This window comes from Candidatus Omnitrophota bacterium, assembly GCA_030695905.1.
Classification (GTDB): domain Bacteria; phylum Omnitrophota; class Gorgyraeia; order 2-01-FULL-45-10; family 2-01-FULL-45-10; genus CAZHPY01.
Genome location: JAUYOL010000043.1, coordinates 211,414 through 228,451, shown reverse-complemented (window position 1 = coordinate 228,451; position 17,038 = coordinate 211,414). Strand labels below are relative to the sequence as shown.

Here is a 17,038-nt window from a genome sequence, read left to right as displayed (position 1 = left end):
ACATGGAGGAAAAAAAGTGAAAGACAAGATACATCCACAATACAAAGAGGCGACAATCAGCTGTGTCTGCGGCGAGACGATCCATACCAGATCGACGAAGCCGGTCATACACGTTGATATCTGCTCAAAGTGCCATCCGTTCTTTACCGGTAAGCAGAAGCTGGTTGACTCGGCGGGCAGGGTAGAGAAGTTTACCAAGCGTTACGCGGGAAAGAAGAAAGAAAAAACGCCGGAAGCCAAAGGCTGATAGTTAAAATATGGTTTTAAAGATAGTCACAGAAAAAAAGAAGCGCTACAGCGAACTGCACGATCTTTTGGCTAACGCGGAAGTCATAGCGAATAAGGCTCTCTATCAGAATTACGCCAAAGAGGTGTCGGGCTTGACTCCCTTGATAAATGAATACAATAAATATCAAAGGATCGCCAACGATCTGTCCGAGATAGAGAAAGTGCTCAAAGAAAAGGGGCACGATAAGGATTTTATCGTCTTGGCGGAAGAAGAGTATCTTAAGCTTAAAGACGCGCTTAAAGCGTCAGAGACGCGGCTCGAGGACCTGGTGCTGGAGAAAGAATCCGGCGGCGATAGGAACATAATCGTAGAAATACGCGCGGGCACCGGAGGCGTTGAAGCGGGCCTTTTTGCCGCGGATCTATTGAGAATGTACTCGAAATATGCCGCGAAAAAAGGGTGGAAGCTGGAGCCGATAGACGCAAGCACTACAGAAAAGGGCGGTTTTAAAGAAGTAATATTCTCAATATCCGGATCGGGTGTGTATAGCAGAATGAAATTTGAAAGCGGCACTCACCGTGTCCAACGCGTTCCGGATACGGAAGCAAGCGGCAGGATACATACTTCGGCGGCGACCGTGGCGGTATTGCCGGAAGCGGAAGATGTCGATGTAGAAGTCAGGCCCGAGGATTTGAGGATAGATGTATTCAGGTCTGGAGGCGCGGGCGGGCAGGGTGTTAACAGGACAGATTCCGCGGTGCGCATGACGCATATCCCTACGGGTATGGTAGTTACGTGCCAGGACGAGCGCTCACAGCTTAAGAACAAGGCGAAGGCTCTAAAGGTATTAAGAGCGCGGCTATTCGATATGAGGAAGACCGAACACGACAGGAAGATATCCCAGTCGCGTAAGGCGCAGGTAGGAACAGGTGACCGTTCCGAGAAGATACGCACATATAATTTTCCTGACAGGCGTGTAACCGATCACAGGATAGGTTTTACCGCGCACAATCTGGAAGAGATGCTGGAAGGCGAGCTTGACGAAATAATAGACGCGCTAAGAGCCGAAGACAAAAAATTGAGGCTTCAGACGACAAAATGATTAACCCGATAAAGCCATTTACGCCGCTTCAGTACATTATAGGTAAGGAAAAATTTTTCGGACTGGACTTCATAGTAAATGAAGACGTATTCATCCCTCGTCCGGAAACGGAGATTTTGGTCAATACCGTACTGGACACAATTAACGAATACCGGCCCCAGGTTACCGGCCTGCGGATACTGGATCTGTGCACCGGGTCGGGCTGCATAGCAATCTCATTGACTAAAAATGTCACAAATTGTAAAATACTCGCTTCCGATATATCGGATAAAGCCCTGGAAATAGCCAAAGCCAACGCGGCTATCAACGGAGTATCCGACAATGTCGTATTTTTAAAAAGCGATCTCTTTGAAAGCATCGACGGTAAATTCGACGTAATTGTAACGAATCCGCCCTATATAGCTCGCCATGAATTCAAGACTCTGCAAAAAGAGGTCCTGAAAGAGCCTGTAGTGGCATTGGACGGCGGCGAAGACGGGTTGGACTTTTACAGAAAAATATTTAATGAAGCGCCCAAATATTTGAAGACAGGCGGATATTGCATTATGGAGATAGGCTATGGACAGCGCGAGGCGATCAAAGTCATAATTAATAAGCACGATGGGTTTGAACTCATAGATGTTAAAGAAGACCAGTACAATATAGACAGGGTAGTTAAAGTAAAATGGATAAATTAGTAATAGAAGGCGGTAGGCGGTTAGAAGGCACGGTATCGATAAGTGGCGCTAAGAACGCGTGCCTTCCGATACTCGCGGCGACACTCCTTTCGGACGCCAAATCCGTCATAAGGAATATTCCCGCGCTGCGCGATATGTCGACGATGCTGAAGATATTGAAGAACTTCGGCGCAAGTGTTAAGCAGGAAGGCGATTGCATTACCATTGAGCCAAAAGGGTATTCAAAATATGTGGCGCCGTATGAATTGGTGAGCACTATGCGCGCGTCTATCTGTGTTTTAGGCCCGTTGCTTGCCAAACAAAAGAGAGCGGAAGTCTCATTTCCCGGCGGATGTGTAATAGGCCCTCGTCCAATAGATATTCACTTGAAAGGCCTGAGGGCGCTTGGCGCCAAGATAAAGGTAGAAAAAGGGTATATAATAGCGGATGGCAGCAGGTTAAAAGGCACGCACATATATCTTGGCGGACATTTTGGTTCGAGCGTTCTTGCCACAGACAATGTAATGATGGCGGCGACGCTTACACAAGGTGTCACTATAATAGAGAACGCAGCCTGTGAGCCGGAAGTCGCGGATCTTGCCGCGTTTTTGGTGAAGATGGGCGCTAAGATAAAAGGGGCCGGCACTCCAAGAGTTATAATCGAAGGGGTAAAAAAGCTGCACGGCGCGGAACATTCGGTAATTCCGGACAGAATTGAAACGGGGACGTATATGCTTGCGGCGGCCATAACAAAAGGCGATATTATATTAAAGAACGCGAGGTTGGAACACTTGATAGCTTTGGCAGATAAACTGGCGGAATCAGGAGTTTCGATAAAGAAAGTGCCGAATGGGCTTAGGGTAAAATATGTCCGCAGGCTCAAGCCCACCGACGTGACTACGTTGCCGTATCCCGGGTTTGCCACAGATATGCAGGCGCAGTTCATGAGCCTTATGGCTGTTACCGAAGGCATAAGCGTAATAACGGAAAAGATTTATCCGGAAAGATTTATACATATAAGCGAGCTCAATAGGATGGGCGCGAATATTTTATTGGAAGGCCCATGTGCGATAATAAAGGGAGTAAAAAATTTAAGCGGCGCGCCTGTCATGGCGTCGGATTTAAGAGCGTCAGCCGCGCTTGTCCTCGCGGGGCTCGTAGCCAAAGGCAGGACAGATGTTCATAGGATCTATCATCTTGACAGGGGCTATGAGATGTTAGAAGATAAGCTCGTGAAGTTGGGAGCAAAAGTGTGGAGAGAAAAAGAGAAATAGGAGGTAGTAGATGCCAGCAGTTATCAGATTGAAGAGGTTCGGAACCCTGAAGAAGCCGTCTCATCGCATTGTTGTTATAGACAAGCGTAGAGCAAGAGACAGTAGACCTATAGAGACACTGGGTTATTACGATCCGAAGACCAATCCGGCTAATGTGAAGATAGATAAAGAGCGCGCACAATATTGGCTCGGGGTGGGCGCGATACCGTCGGATTCGGTAAGGATACTTTTTAAGAAACAGGGAATTAAAAAATAAGTTATAAGCCGTAAGCTTCAAGTTTTAAGCTTAAAGCCTAAAGCTGAAAATATGAAAATCGACATACTTACGCTCTTTCCTAAAATGTTTGAAAACATTTTAGGGGAGTCGATGCTTAAGATAGCCCAGAAAAAAGGCCTCGTCAGGATAAGGGTTCATAATTTAAGGGACTGGACGAGCGACTCTCACAGGACGGCTGATGATAAGCCTTTCGGCGGCGGGCCCGGCATGGTAATGAAGGTAGAGCCGGTGTGGCGGGCGGTAGATGAGCTGGTGTCAAAGAAAAAAGTTGCAAAAGTAATACTCCTGACGCCGCAGGGAAAGAAGCTTGATCAAAAGATTGCGAAGAGACTGGCCAGGGATAAGCAGCTCGTTTTGATCTGTGGTCACTATGAAGGCGTCGATGAGAGAATAAGAGAGCTTGCCGACGAAGAGATTTCTATAGGCGATTATATTCTTACTTGCGGGGAGATTCCCGCGCTTGCTTTGGTTGATTCTGTTGTGAGGCTGGTACCCGGTGTTTTGGGCCATAGCGAATCTACTATAGCGGAGTCATTTGAAAATAATTTATTGGAATATCCGCAGTATACAAGACCCGCGGAATTCAGAGGAATGAAGGTCCCGGAAGTATTGTTAAACGGGGACCACAAAAAAATAGAGAGTTGGCGCAGCGACCAGGCGCTCGCAAGGACAAAGGTTAGAAGGCCGGATTTGATTAAGAAACCGCTCGCTTAAATATAGAGTTCCATTCTGGGCGAAGCGAAGAATGAAAGGAAAGGAAGATAAGATGAATAAGTATCTGAAGTTGGTTGAGGCTGTAGGCTTAAGGAAGGATCTGCCGCAGTTTAATGTCGGAGACACCATCGATGTTCTCGTTAAGATAATAGAAGAAGGAAAGGCCAGGGCCCAGACTTTCGAAGGTATAGTTATAGCGAAGAAGGGCTCGGGGATAGGCGAAACGTTTACCGTGCGAAAGATCTCTTACGGCGAGGGAGTGGAGAGAGTATTCCCGCTTCATACGCCTTCGATTGAAAAGATAGTAGTAGTGAAGAAGGGCGACGTGAAGAGAGCGAAACTTTATTATCTTAAGAGAAAGATAGGCAAAGAGACGAAAGTTGAAGAAAAGATCGAACGCGAAGGCCCTGCTGGTTCACGAGAGGAGCCTAAATAACTGCGGATATCGTTTTATCGCAGGTGTAGATGAAGCGGGCAGGGGGCCCTTGGCGGGCCCTGTTGTTGCGGCGGCTGTTATTCTGAAAACTTTTGTTTTTGGAGAAATAATAGACGATTCTAAGAAATTATCCGCCAAAAGAAGAGAGATGGCGTACGACGAGATAATAGAGAAGGCCATAGTAGGCGTTGGTATAGTTGACGAGAAGACAATAGATAAGATCAATATATATCAGGCCACAAAAAGAGCCATGAAGATGGCCATATCCAGCCTTGAAGTCCCACCCGAATATGTTATAGTAGATGGTAAGATGAATATATATACCAAGTGCCCGCTTAAGTGTATAGTGGGAGGAGACTCAAAGAGCCTATCCATTGCCGCGGCATCGATAATAGCAAAGGTGACTAGGGATAGGATTATGCTGGAGTATGATAGTATTTATCCTCAATATGGGTTCGCAAGGCACAAAGGATATGGTACGAAATTTCATATGGCCGCTTTAGAAAAATATGGCCCATCCGCAATCCATCGTCGTAGCTTCAGACCTGTTAAAAAATAAAATACTTGGTTATCTTTCCTTGTATTATTATGATTTAGTGGTATATTTAAGTAAAATATGTTAATCCAATACAAAGTAAGGCATATATTGCTGCTAAGAGTAATCACAATGGCAATAGTATGTCTATTTTTTTGTAATGATATAGCATTCGCACTCGCCCCACAGCTTCGAATAACTCAGAAGCAATTCTCTGACGAGTATATAGCAGGATATACAAAACTATCCCATGCTGCCCTCAATAATAATATCAAGTCCAAGCTTCCGCCCGGTGGAATCCCACAGCTTAAATTGGTCCAGCCGGAAGATGTTGATGATGCCGAGACCATAAGAGTTCTTGATAAAACTCAAAAAATCATTTTAGTCGCTATTAAGAATTTGGCAAAAGATACGGGCCAGCTCGCCCATATAGGATTGGGCCGTCAGGCAGGCGTGCCCATTATTTATATAGATAAAAGATATTTTAATAATGCCACCCTAAGAAACCATGAAAAGAACAAAATAACAAGATGGGAAAGCAAGCGCCTCGAGCTTGGGAAGACATATGCCGAGATGAGGGGGTGGATTTTAGATCCTGCCACTCATGACGAAGCGAGAAAGTTTGCGGCCCAAGTTGACAGGGAAGCGACCCCCCGAGTCAAAAAGATATACGAGAGTGTAAAAGGCTCTATAGATCTGGACAATATCTATGTACTATACAGTGAACACGGATTAGACAGAGATGATAATGATATTAATATTGCGGCGAGCAATGGAGGTAAATTTACAGAAAATTGGATAGCGCAAAATATTCCGGAGTTAAAAGGTAAGACGGTGTTATCCCTTTCTCTGGAAGGTAATATCCCGGAATTTGCAGGATACGAAGCGCAGAATGCTAATACTAAGGGCGGGCTTGGCGCATATTTCGGGGACAAGCTCGAAGGCATGGCCGCAATAGGCATAAATGCTCTCGGCGCGCAGATAGGCTACTCTCATCTAAGGAAGGATGGTAAAAAGGTAAAAGTAAGTTATGAGGAGCTGATAAAAAGAGGGATACTGGAAAAGGTTTCTGTGAATGGTGATGCAATCATGGTCCGTGCGTGGGATGAAGACCCTGAAGCCAGGACAGAGGACGAAGAGGACCGCTATAATCCAAAAGTTATGGTAGAAGTATACAAGTTAAGCAGGGGCGGTGCAACAGATTACATTTTCATGTCAAAGGTTTTTGATGAATTGTATCCAGATGACAGGGCCCACCGGTTCACCCAGGAGATAGTATTCGGCAAGGCGGTGTATGCATTTATGAAAAAAATGCATATCAAACCGGATATATTGCATCTTAACGAAGCTCATACAGTTGTAGCAGCGGCGCAGATGAGGGCAGACGAATCATATAATAATACCGCCATTGTATATACCAATCATACGCTGGTTCCGGCGGGCCTTGAGACATTTTCGCCCGCTTCGGTCAAGAGTAATGCGGACCGGATGATGTATGTAATAGGTCTGCCCAAAAAGAAAGCAGCTCAGCTAAGATCGGCATTTTTGAGGCCGAATGGCGTTGTTGACTTCTGTTATGCTGCGATGAAGTTAGCCGATGTTATAAATGCGGTCAGCAACGAGCATGCAAAAGCAACCGAAAGGCTATTCAGGAACCTGTACGGAAGCGAATTTGATAAGCCGGTGGTAGGTGTCCTGAATGGTTCGGGCGAAACATGGAAGTCAGACGAGCTGAAAGCATTTGAAGATAAGAAGGGTGTTCCCAGTGAGGAAGACCTGTGGCAGATCCATGAAAATGGCAAAAAAGAAGCCTTTGCAGAGATCGAGATTAGGACCGGTGTTAAGCTCGATCCAAATAAACTTACCGGGTGGGAAGTGAGAAGACTGGTGGATTATAAAAGTCAGTATCCCATGCTAAGATTTTTGGTCCATATTCTCACCGCGGATAAAGATAAATCTTTCACAATGGACGAATTGAAAACGCTGTGGTTCCGAGACATACCGGATTTAGCGCAATCCTACAATAAAGGGATCGTGGAATCCAATCTTAGCAAGATATTTGATAATGGCCGGCGTAAAAAAGTATATGGATTGGGCATGCAATTAGTTGTAGGCGGTCCTGAATATATGCCATTCTGGGTTCAGGAATTTCGGCACTGGGCAAATGATATACCGGAATTCAATGGGAGATTTGTCTATGTGCCCAACTCTGACGCGAAGCTTCTTAAGATGCAGGCAATAGGTTGCGATCTATGTATAACCAATCCCCGGCCTCTCGAAGAAGCTGCGGGTACTTCCGATGGACGTGCGGGTGAAAACGGCGGAGTGAATATAGCCATTAAAGGCGCTGGCCCGGTCGAATGGATAGTTGATTACGATGAGACGACAGGTGGGGGAAGCGGTTTCTTTATTGGTTCTTATACAAAAGAAACAGATGACGGTTTTGCGGCAGATAACGAAAAATTTTATCACGAAGCCCCTGCGGATATATTTGCGAAGTGTGAGATATCTTCAAGGCTTTTTTATGAAGAGGGCAAAAGCAAGTGGAAGCATCTGATGCGAAATTCATATTTAAGGGCCAATGAGCTTGTTACCGCAGTTGCGATGGAGAGGCGATATGCGCATGACGTCTACCTGCCCGCAATAAGAAAGAAAAGAAATACAAAGACCATATATGAAATGGTGCTTCGCGACTATTATGATGTAACAACAGGCATGTCCGGTTTGAAATCCGCAGTCAAGGAATTATCATTCCTGGCGGACTCTGGCGTTAAATACATGTATCTGCTGGGGCTTATTGAAAATACAGGCAGCCCTTTTGAAATTATCGATCCTAAAAATATAGATAAACGGGCAGGTTCTTTTAAAGAATTGGAAGATTTTATTAAAAAAGCGCACAGTGTCGGGCTTATGGTGATTGTTGATTGGATAGCGAATCAGCATGTCGCCAAGTCCAGCCCTTTATGCAAGTCCTATCCAGAAAGATATTTATACACCAATGTCAGTGATGGAAATTATGGGCTGGATAGGGATCCGAAGCTGTTCCGCGGGCAAACGATACAGCCAAATGAACTTCGCCGAAAAATAGAATTAGGTGAAAAGATTTCAGCCAAATTAAAAAACATGGACCCACGTGAATTGAAGCACGAGGGAATGATAAATGTGGACGGCAGGGAAATACCATACCGTCGGCCTGACGATGAGATACGAAAAGGTCTGATGGGGGCGAGCTATGTTGCCCCAGCCATAATCATCCCTGATGAGTCAGCGCTTTTTTTAGTTTCTGCGACCGACCTCGTAAGCCTCAAAACAGATTATCCCCGTAGGTGGTGTTCATTGGCCCAGCCGGATCTTTCGCATCCGGATGTTGTCAGGGATGCGATAGAGACAGGAAGGTTTTGGCTTAGCAAAGGTGTGGACGGAATGCGGGTAGGTACCGCGCTTGCAACGTTCCCGGACAGGATAAAAGATAACTGGCATATAGAAGTCAGCAATAATCTTTCTTCCCAATTTGTTGAAGCAGTCCGTAAAACAAATCCTTATGCTTTCTTTATGTTTGAAGGATTTGAAAGATATAGAGATCTCCTGGCGGTTGCAAAAGGAAGAGATGCTTCGTTCTATGGATGGGAATGCAGGAATTATGCTACAGAGGCCCTGATGGATCCACTGGACCCCTCCAGGCTCCAGGCACTAATTTCGTATTTGCGCAGCACGGAGACAATGCCTGCCGATATACGTGATAATTTTATCTATCTTGGGCCCGAACACGATGCCTTTGATTTCGGCGACCCATGGTCCATGTTAAGTTATCAGGATAGAAATCTGCTGTATTTTATGTATACATTTATGCCTGGGTTCAATTTAATATTTAATGGAGAGATATATGGAAGCCAGCACAAGTATCGAAATGCTCAGGAGAAGTCATCGCCCGTCCCACGTATGGAGGATGCGGATCCTGCTAAAAGGGATGTCCGAAAAAAACTATTCTCACTCCCTGCTTTATATGCGAACTTCAGCGACGGAGCATATCACTATCTTGAAACAGACAGGCCCGAGCATGCCATAGGACTTGCGCGCTTCGGAGACAACGATATGGTGATCGGCGCGCTTAATGTTACGTTCGAGGACGGGTGGACGACATTTGATATGAAAAGGATAGTTAACTCACAGGTTGAACCTGCTGATATGGGAAACACATATTATGTAAAAGAAGGTTTTAGACTTGATGAACAAGGTTTAGAGTGGATTCCTGTTGAAAAGCGGATAATAAGAGCAGAAGATTTGCTTAAATATGGACTCAGTATTCATGTCGGGCCGAAGGGTTGTGAATTTATCAACTTGAAGAAGGCTGTGGGGGCAATGATGGCTGCTAAAGAAGCAGTAAAGCCATCGCATGCTCCAGAACATGTCGCAACGTTCTTCGATCTGCTTACAAATAACTACCAAAGAGGATGGGTGCCGTTCGATAGATTGTGCGGTGATGTCATGATAGAAACTAATGGCGGAAAGAGACAAATCGCCGTATCAACGGCACGAAAAGATTTAAGTAAGCTTGTCAGCGCCGGTCTTATTGTTCAAGAAGGCGATAATTATCATGCTGCTGATAATATGGATGGTGCACAAATAGCAGAAATTTCTGAAGAACTTTCAAGATTAAAAGCCCATGCTACGACAGGGGAAGTGCAGGATGTCGCGCGCAGACATCTCGAATCGAATCCGAGTATCGCACCGCCGGTTAAGGATTCGCCAAAGGAACAGACTATCAATGAAAATGTTAAGACGACAACCTTAGATTTAGATGGGTTTAACAGTTACTCGCAATGTAAAGAACTTATTTCTGGTATAAAAAGCGTCAGATCCGTTGCCATAGTGCATGAATATTTTTCACCGTGGGGTTCGGCTATTGTTTCGCTGCCTTTAACCATAGCGTCGATACTAAATACCTGGCCGGATGTAGAAGAAATATCCGTTATTACCTATGCGCCGGAATTAATTAAAAATATGGACCCAAGGGTCAGGTATGTATCTCATGAAGAATCAGAGCAGTTTCTAAAAAATAAGAGATTCGATGTTTTTATTGATTTTGGGAAAAATTTAAAATTCAAAGCAGTGAGTCGATTGTCTATTTTCGGATTTAGCCAGATATTGTTATCTAATAAGCCGGACAGGCGCGATATTTATTCGGTTACCAGAAATAATATATCCCTGGCTGGTCTAAATTCAGCTGATGTAAATATCGTTTATCCCAGGCAAGATTACCAGAAAGGCCTTATCTTTGTTAATCCTCATTCCTGGACTAACGCAGAGCTATCCGGGCAGCTTAGGAAGCTCTGGGTGGGGGCCATCCTGGAGTTAATCGATAAAGGTTTTGTTGTCGCGCTTAATAGCGGTACCAGTTCTTATGAAGCGCGGGAAACACAAAAAATAGAAAATGCCGTGAGAAGTAGGATCCATGGCTCACCGAAATTAATTGTAAAAAAATTCAAGGACAGGGGAAAAGTGCTGGATTTTGTTTCTCAGGCAGAAGGGGTTGTCACTATTGATACAGCTATTTTTCATTTGGCCCTGTTACGAGGAGTGCCAGCTGTTGTGATTTCAGCGGCAAAGCATTGGATCCCGACCGTACGAAAGGGGTTTTGGGATATAGATCATATAAACGCAACGCCGCGATTAATATGTGAGAAATTGAGAGAACTCGGGGTAGAAGATGATTCTCCCGAAATACGCGAAGTTGCTCTTCGCGGCGAAGGTTCGCTGGTGGGAAGACCCATAGAAAGGAACAGTCTTTACGGATGGACGGGTGGATATGTAAATGATTTGATAAGTGAAGCGGTTAGAGCATTCAATGATGGCAGATACAAAGAAGCGAAATCAAAAGCAATGGAAGCGCTGGATCTGTTTGCGGCATTCGAATTGTTACAAGATAGACCCAATGAGCTTGATGAATTTTTAGGTGGTCTTACGCCCGGGAAACCGGATGGGAGCGATCTTAGTGATATAGAGCGGGCCAAAGCGGAAGAGGTGCTGACAAGAGTTGCTGATGTTGGATACGGGGAGGCTCCGGTTGATACTGGGGAGGCCACTGAAGAAAATTGGGATACGACTCATTATAGTCGAGGCAAGCCATTCTGGACCGAGGCGCGTATAGTAAAAAGGTTGCAGTATCTTTATGGAATATATATGGAAGAAAAGGAATTGTTAACAAAAGACGGCATATTCACCTTCAGGCAGTATATAGAGAAACGCTATCCGGGTTTTGTGTGGACTTTGAACAACAAATTCTCAGATTTAGAAGAAATAAGAAGTTCCAGCCTCGCGTTAGGCCACTATCTTGATGTGGCAGAAATCCGTGATAGGCGTGTGACAGAAATGCCCCTAAATAGAAAAGATATGAATTTAATGGAAGTGGAGGCATCGGAAGAGCCTTCATCCGCTGCTGAAGAGGAATCTGTAATGAGAGATGCTGTAAAGTCAGCGATGTCAATCCTTACTGATAGACAGCGCGAAGTGACTATTGGGTATTATGGACTTTTTGGCAATGAGCCAAGCACGCAAGAAGAATTGAGTAGAAAATACAAGGTGAGCTGCAGGCGGATTCAGCAGTTGTTAGACAGCGCTCGGCGTAAACTGCAGCGTTCTGCCAAGGGTAGATATCTTTTGAAACTATTGGTCAGCATGGGCAGAATGAGCGAAGGCGAATCGGGTGAAGTCTATAATCGTGTTAGAGGCTGGTCGATAAAAGTAATGAAAGCGATAAGAGATAACGACAAATTAATGAAAGCGGCGCTAAATAGAAATGGCGGCATCCCGCTCGATAAATCCGAAGCCAAAAGACTCGTTGCGCTTGGAGTGCTTGAACCGATTGAAAATAAGCCTGATTATTACAGGTTTACCGATATGATGATCGGCGAGGATGTAGATTATACGAGGACATTATTAAATGTTGTTACTTGCGAATTGGCAAAGCGTGAGGCAAAGATCTCCAGGGCGTTGGTTAGGGCGGCAATTTTGCATGAAATAAACATGCAGATACAGCCTGCTATTTCCGAAAATAAAGTATTATGGCACATCATAGAACAGGGTGTAATACCGCTGGAGCAGCAGCAAGGCAGTTTTATTACGCGCGTTAATAAGGCTTTTAGAGATAATAAGAATGTGTCTGAAAAAGTATGGATATTGGAGAGCGGAACATCCATTAGTGAAGCAATAAAAAAGATTCGCGCCGAAAATACAAACGCAATGGTTGATATAGCCCTCTCTATCGAGGAACATCTCGCATTGGTTCCCGAAGACAAAGATATAAAGATGCTTATATTTAAAGGAGAAGACTTTATACAATTGGAAGGCATTGTGGCGGCTTTGAGAGCATTGCATTCAGATAACGGCCTGCCCGCACTTTTGAGAATATACTCCGTCATGGCAGGCAAGCCATTTGACAATCCGCCCGATGCAATATCGGATGATCCGAAAGAATTTGCCCGCAGACTTATCTTTGACCTGCCCAAAGCCGCTTCAGCGCCTGTCAACGACATACCTAAACTAAATAAGCGCTTGCTCGAACTACTTACTGCAGCATAATCTTTCTTATGGTATAATCATACCATTATGAAGGAAACCAAAAAGCCGATTTGTAAAATATTGACTGTCGATGACCAGATGGGTATCGACTCATTTTTTTATGAGTTCTTTACCGCGCGTAATTATGAGGTATTCAACGCGTTAAACGGCAAAGAGGCCCTGAAGATCGTGGCAAAGGAAAAGCCCCGGATTATCCTGCTGGATATAAACATGAGGGGCATGGACGGCATCGAAACACTTGAGAAGATAAGAGAGATTGATAAGGATGTCGTCATTATTATGGTTACAGGCGTTAAGGACGATGATGTGATGAAGAAGGCCATGGAATTAGGCGCAAACGATTATATAACCAAGCCTCTTAGTCTCGAATATCTGGACAAAGTAGTTTTGTTGAAGTTCATGAATCTGCAGTTAAAAGACCTGAATAGAGAGTTAGAGAATATTCAATAGAGGAGGAAAATATGGTGGGGACGTCAGTAGAAGCGATAAATGAGAAGGTAAAGAAAGAGAGCGATTTTGTAAATAAACTTCTTGCCGAAATGGAGAAGGTGATAGTAGGCCAAAGATATTTATTGGAGAGGCTGCTCGTGGGCCTTCTGGCAAACGGCCACATTCTGATAGAAGGAGTACCGGGACTTGCCAAGACATTGTCGGTCAAGGTGCTTGCCCAGGCAATAAAGACCAAATTTCAGAGAATACAGTTTACACCCGATCTTTTACCTGCGGATCTAATAGGAACTCTTATATACAGTCCGAAGGACGGTTTATTTACGACCAAGAAAGGCCCCATATTTGCCAATATAATTTTAGCCGATGAAATAAACAGGGCCCCCGCGAAAGTACAGAGCGCTTTACTCGAAGCCATGCAGGAAAGACAGGTGACTATAGGCGAAAATACTTATAAACTCGATGAGCCGTTTCTTGTTCTGGCGACGCAGAACCCAATAGAACACGAAGGCACATATCCGCTGCCTGAAGCCCAGGTGGACCGCTTCATGTTGAAATTAAAGATAGAGTACCCGAACAAGGAAGAAGAGCACAAGATAATGAAGCGTATGGCGGTTACGGATAAAAAACTCACTGTGGCAGCGGTGGTTACTCCGGACGAGATAATAAAAGCGCGTAAAGTGGTCGATGAAATTTATATAGACGAAAGAATCGAGAAATATATTATCGACATAGTATTCGCCACCAGAGATCCTAACGCATACAGGCTTAAAGAGCTGGTTGGGCTTATCCAGTATGGCGCGTCCCCCCGCGCAAGCATATACCTATCGATGGCCGCAAAGGCTTACGCGTTTTTACAGGGACGCGGTTATGTTGTTCCGCAGGATATAAAGACTATCGGCATGGACGTATTAAGGCACCGCATAATCGCAAGCTATGAGGCGGAGGCGGAAGACAAGAACTCCGAAGATATTATAAAAAAGATTTTTGAGGAAGTAAAAGTACCGTAAGATGCTGCCGAAGGAAGTATTACGCAAAATACGGCGCATTGAAATAACGACCTCGAGGCTGGTCACGGACTTTCTCGCCGGCCAGTATGAAAGCGTATTCAAAGGCCGTGGCATGGAGTTTGACGAGGTAAGGGAATACCAGCCCGGCGATGAGATACGCTCCATAGACTGGAACGTTACGGCGCGCATCGGTTCACCTTTTGTAAAGAAGTACGTCGAAGAGCGTCAGCTTACCGTAATGATCCTGCTCGACGCCTCAAGCTCCTCAAGCTTCGGAACTACCAAAAGATTCAAGAAAGAACTCGCCGCTGAAGTATCGGCGGTCCTGGCATTTGCCGCCATACAGAATAACGACCGCGTGGGCTTGATAATATTTACGGACAGGATTGAGAAGTTTGTCCCGCCCAGAAAAGGCCTTCATCACGTTCTAAGGGTGGTAAGGGAAGCTTTGTATTTTACCCCTAAAGGCAAAGGGACCGATCTTGCCGGGGCGCTGCGCTACTTGGATAATGTTATAAGGCGCAGGGCCGTCACATTTGTAATCTCGGATTTCTTCGCGGATGATTTCAAAAAACCTCTCTCCATAGCTAACAAAAAACATGATGTCGTCGCCATTACCATAACCGATCCCAGGGAAGGCCATCTGCCGGACGCGGGCATAATCGAACTCGCAGACGCCGAAAGCGGAAGACCCTATGTGATCGATACCTCAAGCGCTAAAGTCAGAGAAAAATACGCGAAAAAAGCGAGCCAGATGCAAAGTGAGAGGACGAGATTATTCGGATCCGTCGGAGTGGACCACATAGATATAAGTACCGATAAATCATACATAGAAGAATTTATAAAATTTTTCCGGATGAGAAAGAGGCGCATGTAGTGAAGTTTTTCAATAGAATGATATTCATTACCGGTGTTCTGCTTATATCAAATATCGCGCTGGCAGCCGATGAAGACACATCTTCTATAAAGACAACTATCAACAGGAAGAGGATCCTTATAGGCGATAGGATACATTATAAGGCCGAAATATTTTCGAAACTCGATCTTGAGATAGAATTTCCTAAGTTTAAGGATAGCAAGATCGGTGAGTGCGAGATAAAAGATTCAGGGAAAGAGATTAAGAGGTCCTTGTTTGGCAGTCATCATTATGTAAACTGGCTCGATATAACCGGTTACTATGTGGGCAAGCGGAAGATCCCCGGGATAGAGATAAAGTACCGCGAGAAGGGAGAGGGCAACTGGAGGACTCTAAAAACCCCGGAATTTGAGTTTACAGTCGAAAGCGTTCTGCCAAGAAACGTCGCCCTCTATGATGTAAAGGATATCAAGGGGCCGATATATCCATTCAGTTTTCTTAAACTTGCCTTATGGATAGCGGCGGCATTGCTTGTATTATGGCTGATAATAAAATTATTCAAAAAATTCAAGAAAAGCCCGCCGCCAAAACTTCCTTACGAGGCCGCTATAGACGCGCTGGAATCGGCTAAGGCGGAATTCGCGAAGACAGGCAATGTTAAGGATTATTACGTAACCGTCTCCGACGCAGTCCGGCGCTATATAGAGACAGTCTTTAAATTAAGAGCTCCGGAGATGACGACACAGGAGTTTTTAGCGAGCCTGGGTGATTCATTGAAGATATCGACAGGATATAGGGAATTGCTAAAAACTTTTATGGAGGCATGCGATCTGGTGAAGTTTGCCAAGCATGCGCCCTCAAAAGACGAGATAGGGTCGGTATTCACCACAGCGAAAAAGTTTATAGAGGAGACGAAAGGAGAGTATGTTCCTGTTTAAAGACCCGGCCGTTTTTTGGCTTTTATTGTTACTGCCTCTTATATTATTCATCGAGAGGCGAAGGCGTTCGGGCTCAAGCTTTGTATTTTCTTCTGAAGAGCTCCTGAAGGATTTGAAGCAGACCGCTCGCGTGCGGTTAGGGAAATCCCTGATAGTTCTTAAGATAGTCGCATTGGCATTGATGATAATAGCGTTGGCAAGGCCGCAGGCTATGCTGGAAGGCTCAAAGACGGTTTCGGAAGGAGTCGATATAGTCCTGACCCTCGACACTTCTACCAGTATGTTAGCCGAAGATTTTATGCTCGGCTCCAAGAGGGTAAATAGATACGATCTTGTAAGAGAAGTAGTAAAGGACTTTATAGCGAAAAGGAAGGATGACAGGATAGGCCTCGTAGCGTTTGCGGCTCGCGCCTACACAGTTTGCCCGCTTACGTCGGATTACGGCTGGTTATTGGAAAATCTGGACAGGGTGCGAATAGGCATGATAGAGGACGCCACCGCTATAGGTTCGGCCATAGCGAGCTCGATAAACCGCTTAAGGACGAGTAAGACGAAGAGCAAGGTCGTAATACTTCTTACTGACGGCGTAAATAACGCGGGAAATATTTCGCCTATTGTTGCGGCGGAAGCGGCAAGGGCGTTGAAGATAAAGATATACACGATAGCTGTAGGGACCAAAGGCCTTTCACCGTATCCATTAAAAGATTTTTACGGCAGGACCGTTTACAGGAACATACCCATAGAGATAGACGAGGAGTCGATGAAGAAGATAGCCGACCTTACCGGCGGCAAGTACTTCCTGGCATCGGACTCCGAGAAGCTCAGGCGTATTTATGACGAAATAAACAGGCTCGAAAAATCCAATATCGAGCATTTAGGATACAGGGAATATACAGAGCTATTCCCGATATTTCTTATTCCCGGGCTGATATTGTTGGCATTGGAGATATTTTTGTCGAATACAATATTTTTGAAGGTGCCCTAAA

General features: G+C 45.0%; 14 protein-coding genes. All 14 read left to right on the top strand.

Annotation, left to right across the window (positions count from 1 at the left end; translation table 11 throughout):
• The first annotated feature begins 16 nt into the window (after positions 1-16).
• The 14 genes from rpmE to Q8R38_08460 all read left to right on the top strand — a co-directional run bounded on the left by rpmE (position 17) and on the right by Q8R38_08460 (position 17,037).
• Entirely contained in the window at positions 17-247 is a 231-nt protein-coding gene (gene rpmE / locus Q8R38_08525; protein ID MDP3792068.1) for a 50S ribosomal protein L31, read from the top strand.
• A gap of 10 nt (positions 248-257) precedes the next feature.
• A complete protein-coding gene (gene prfA / locus Q8R38_08520; protein ID MDP3792067.1) occupies positions 258-1,331 on the top strand; it encodes a peptide chain release factor 1 in 1,074 nt (357 codons plus the stop codon).
• Positions 1,328-2,008, top strand: a complete 681-nt coding sequence (gene prmC / locus Q8R38_08515) for a peptide chain release factor N(5)-glutamine methyltransferase (protein MDP3792066.1) — start codon at positions 1,328-1,330, stop codon at positions 2,006-2,008. Before prfA ends, prmC begins: the two co-directional genes overlap by 4 nt.
• Entirely contained in the window at positions 1,996-3,261 is a 1,266-nt protein-coding gene (gene murA / locus Q8R38_08510; GenBank protein ID MDP3792065.1) for a UDP-N-acetylglucosamine 1-carboxyvinyltransferase, read from the top strand. Before prmC ends, murA begins: the two co-directional genes overlap by 13 nt.
• A 10-nt stretch (positions 3,262-3,271) precedes the next feature.
• Entirely contained in the window at positions 3,272-3,517 is a 246-nt protein-coding gene (rpsP, locus tag Q8R38_08505) for a 30S ribosomal protein S16 (protein ID MDP3792064.1), read from the top strand.
• A gap of 51 nt (positions 3,518-3,568) precedes the next feature.
• A complete protein-coding gene (trmD, locus tag Q8R38_08500; protein ID MDP3792063.1) occupies positions 3,569-4,252 on the top strand; it encodes a tRNA (guanosine(37)-N1)-methyltransferase TrmD in 684 nt (227 codons plus the stop codon).
• Between the two features lie 52 nt (positions 4,253-4,304).
• Positions 4,305-4,688, top strand: a complete 384-nt coding sequence (gene rplS / locus Q8R38_08495) for a 50S ribosomal protein L19 (GenBank protein ID MDP3792062.1) — start codon at positions 4,305-4,307, stop codon at positions 4,686-4,688.
• Entirely contained in the window at positions 4,633-5,247 is a 615-nt protein-coding gene (locus Q8R38_08490; GenBank protein MDP3792061.1) for a ribonuclease HII, read from the top strand. The genes rplS and Q8R38_08490 overlap by 56 nt, the downstream gene beginning before the upstream one ends.
• Positions 5,248-5,355: 108 nt before the next feature.
• Entirely contained in the window at positions 5,356-12,801 is a 7,446-nt protein-coding gene (locus Q8R38_08485) for a glycogen/starch synthase (protein MDP3792060.1), read from the top strand.
• A gap of 27 nt (positions 12,802-12,828) precedes the next feature.
• Entirely contained in the window at positions 12,829-13,251 is a 423-nt protein-coding gene (locus Q8R38_08480) for a response regulator (GenBank protein MDP3792059.1), read from the top strand.
• Positions 13,252-13,262: 11 nt separating this feature from the next.
• Entirely contained in the window at positions 13,263-14,258 is a 996-nt protein-coding gene (locus tag Q8R38_08475) for an AAA family ATPase (GenBank protein MDP3792058.1), read from the top strand.
• A 1-nt stretch (position 14,259) separates the two neighbouring features.
• Complete coding sequence (locus tag Q8R38_08470; GenBank protein ID MDP3792057.1) at positions 14,260-15,135, top strand: DUF58 domain-containing protein; 876 nt, start codon at positions 14,260-14,262, stop codon at positions 15,133-15,135.
• Positions 15,135-16,052 carry a hypothetical protein gene (locus tag Q8R38_08465; protein MDP3792056.1) on the top strand — a complete coding sequence of 306 codons (918 nt, stop codon included), beginning with the start codon at positions 15,135-15,137 and terminating at the stop codon, positions 16,050-16,052. The genes Q8R38_08470 and Q8R38_08465 overlap by 1 nt, the downstream gene beginning before the upstream one ends.
• Positions 16,039-17,037: a VWA domain-containing protein gene (locus Q8R38_08460; protein MDP3792055.1), complete on the top strand. Its 999-nt coding sequence runs from the start codon at positions 16,039-16,041 to the stop codon at positions 17,035-17,037. Before Q8R38_08465 ends, Q8R38_08460 begins: the two co-directional genes overlap by 14 nt.
• Position 17,038 lies beyond the last annotated feature (1 nt).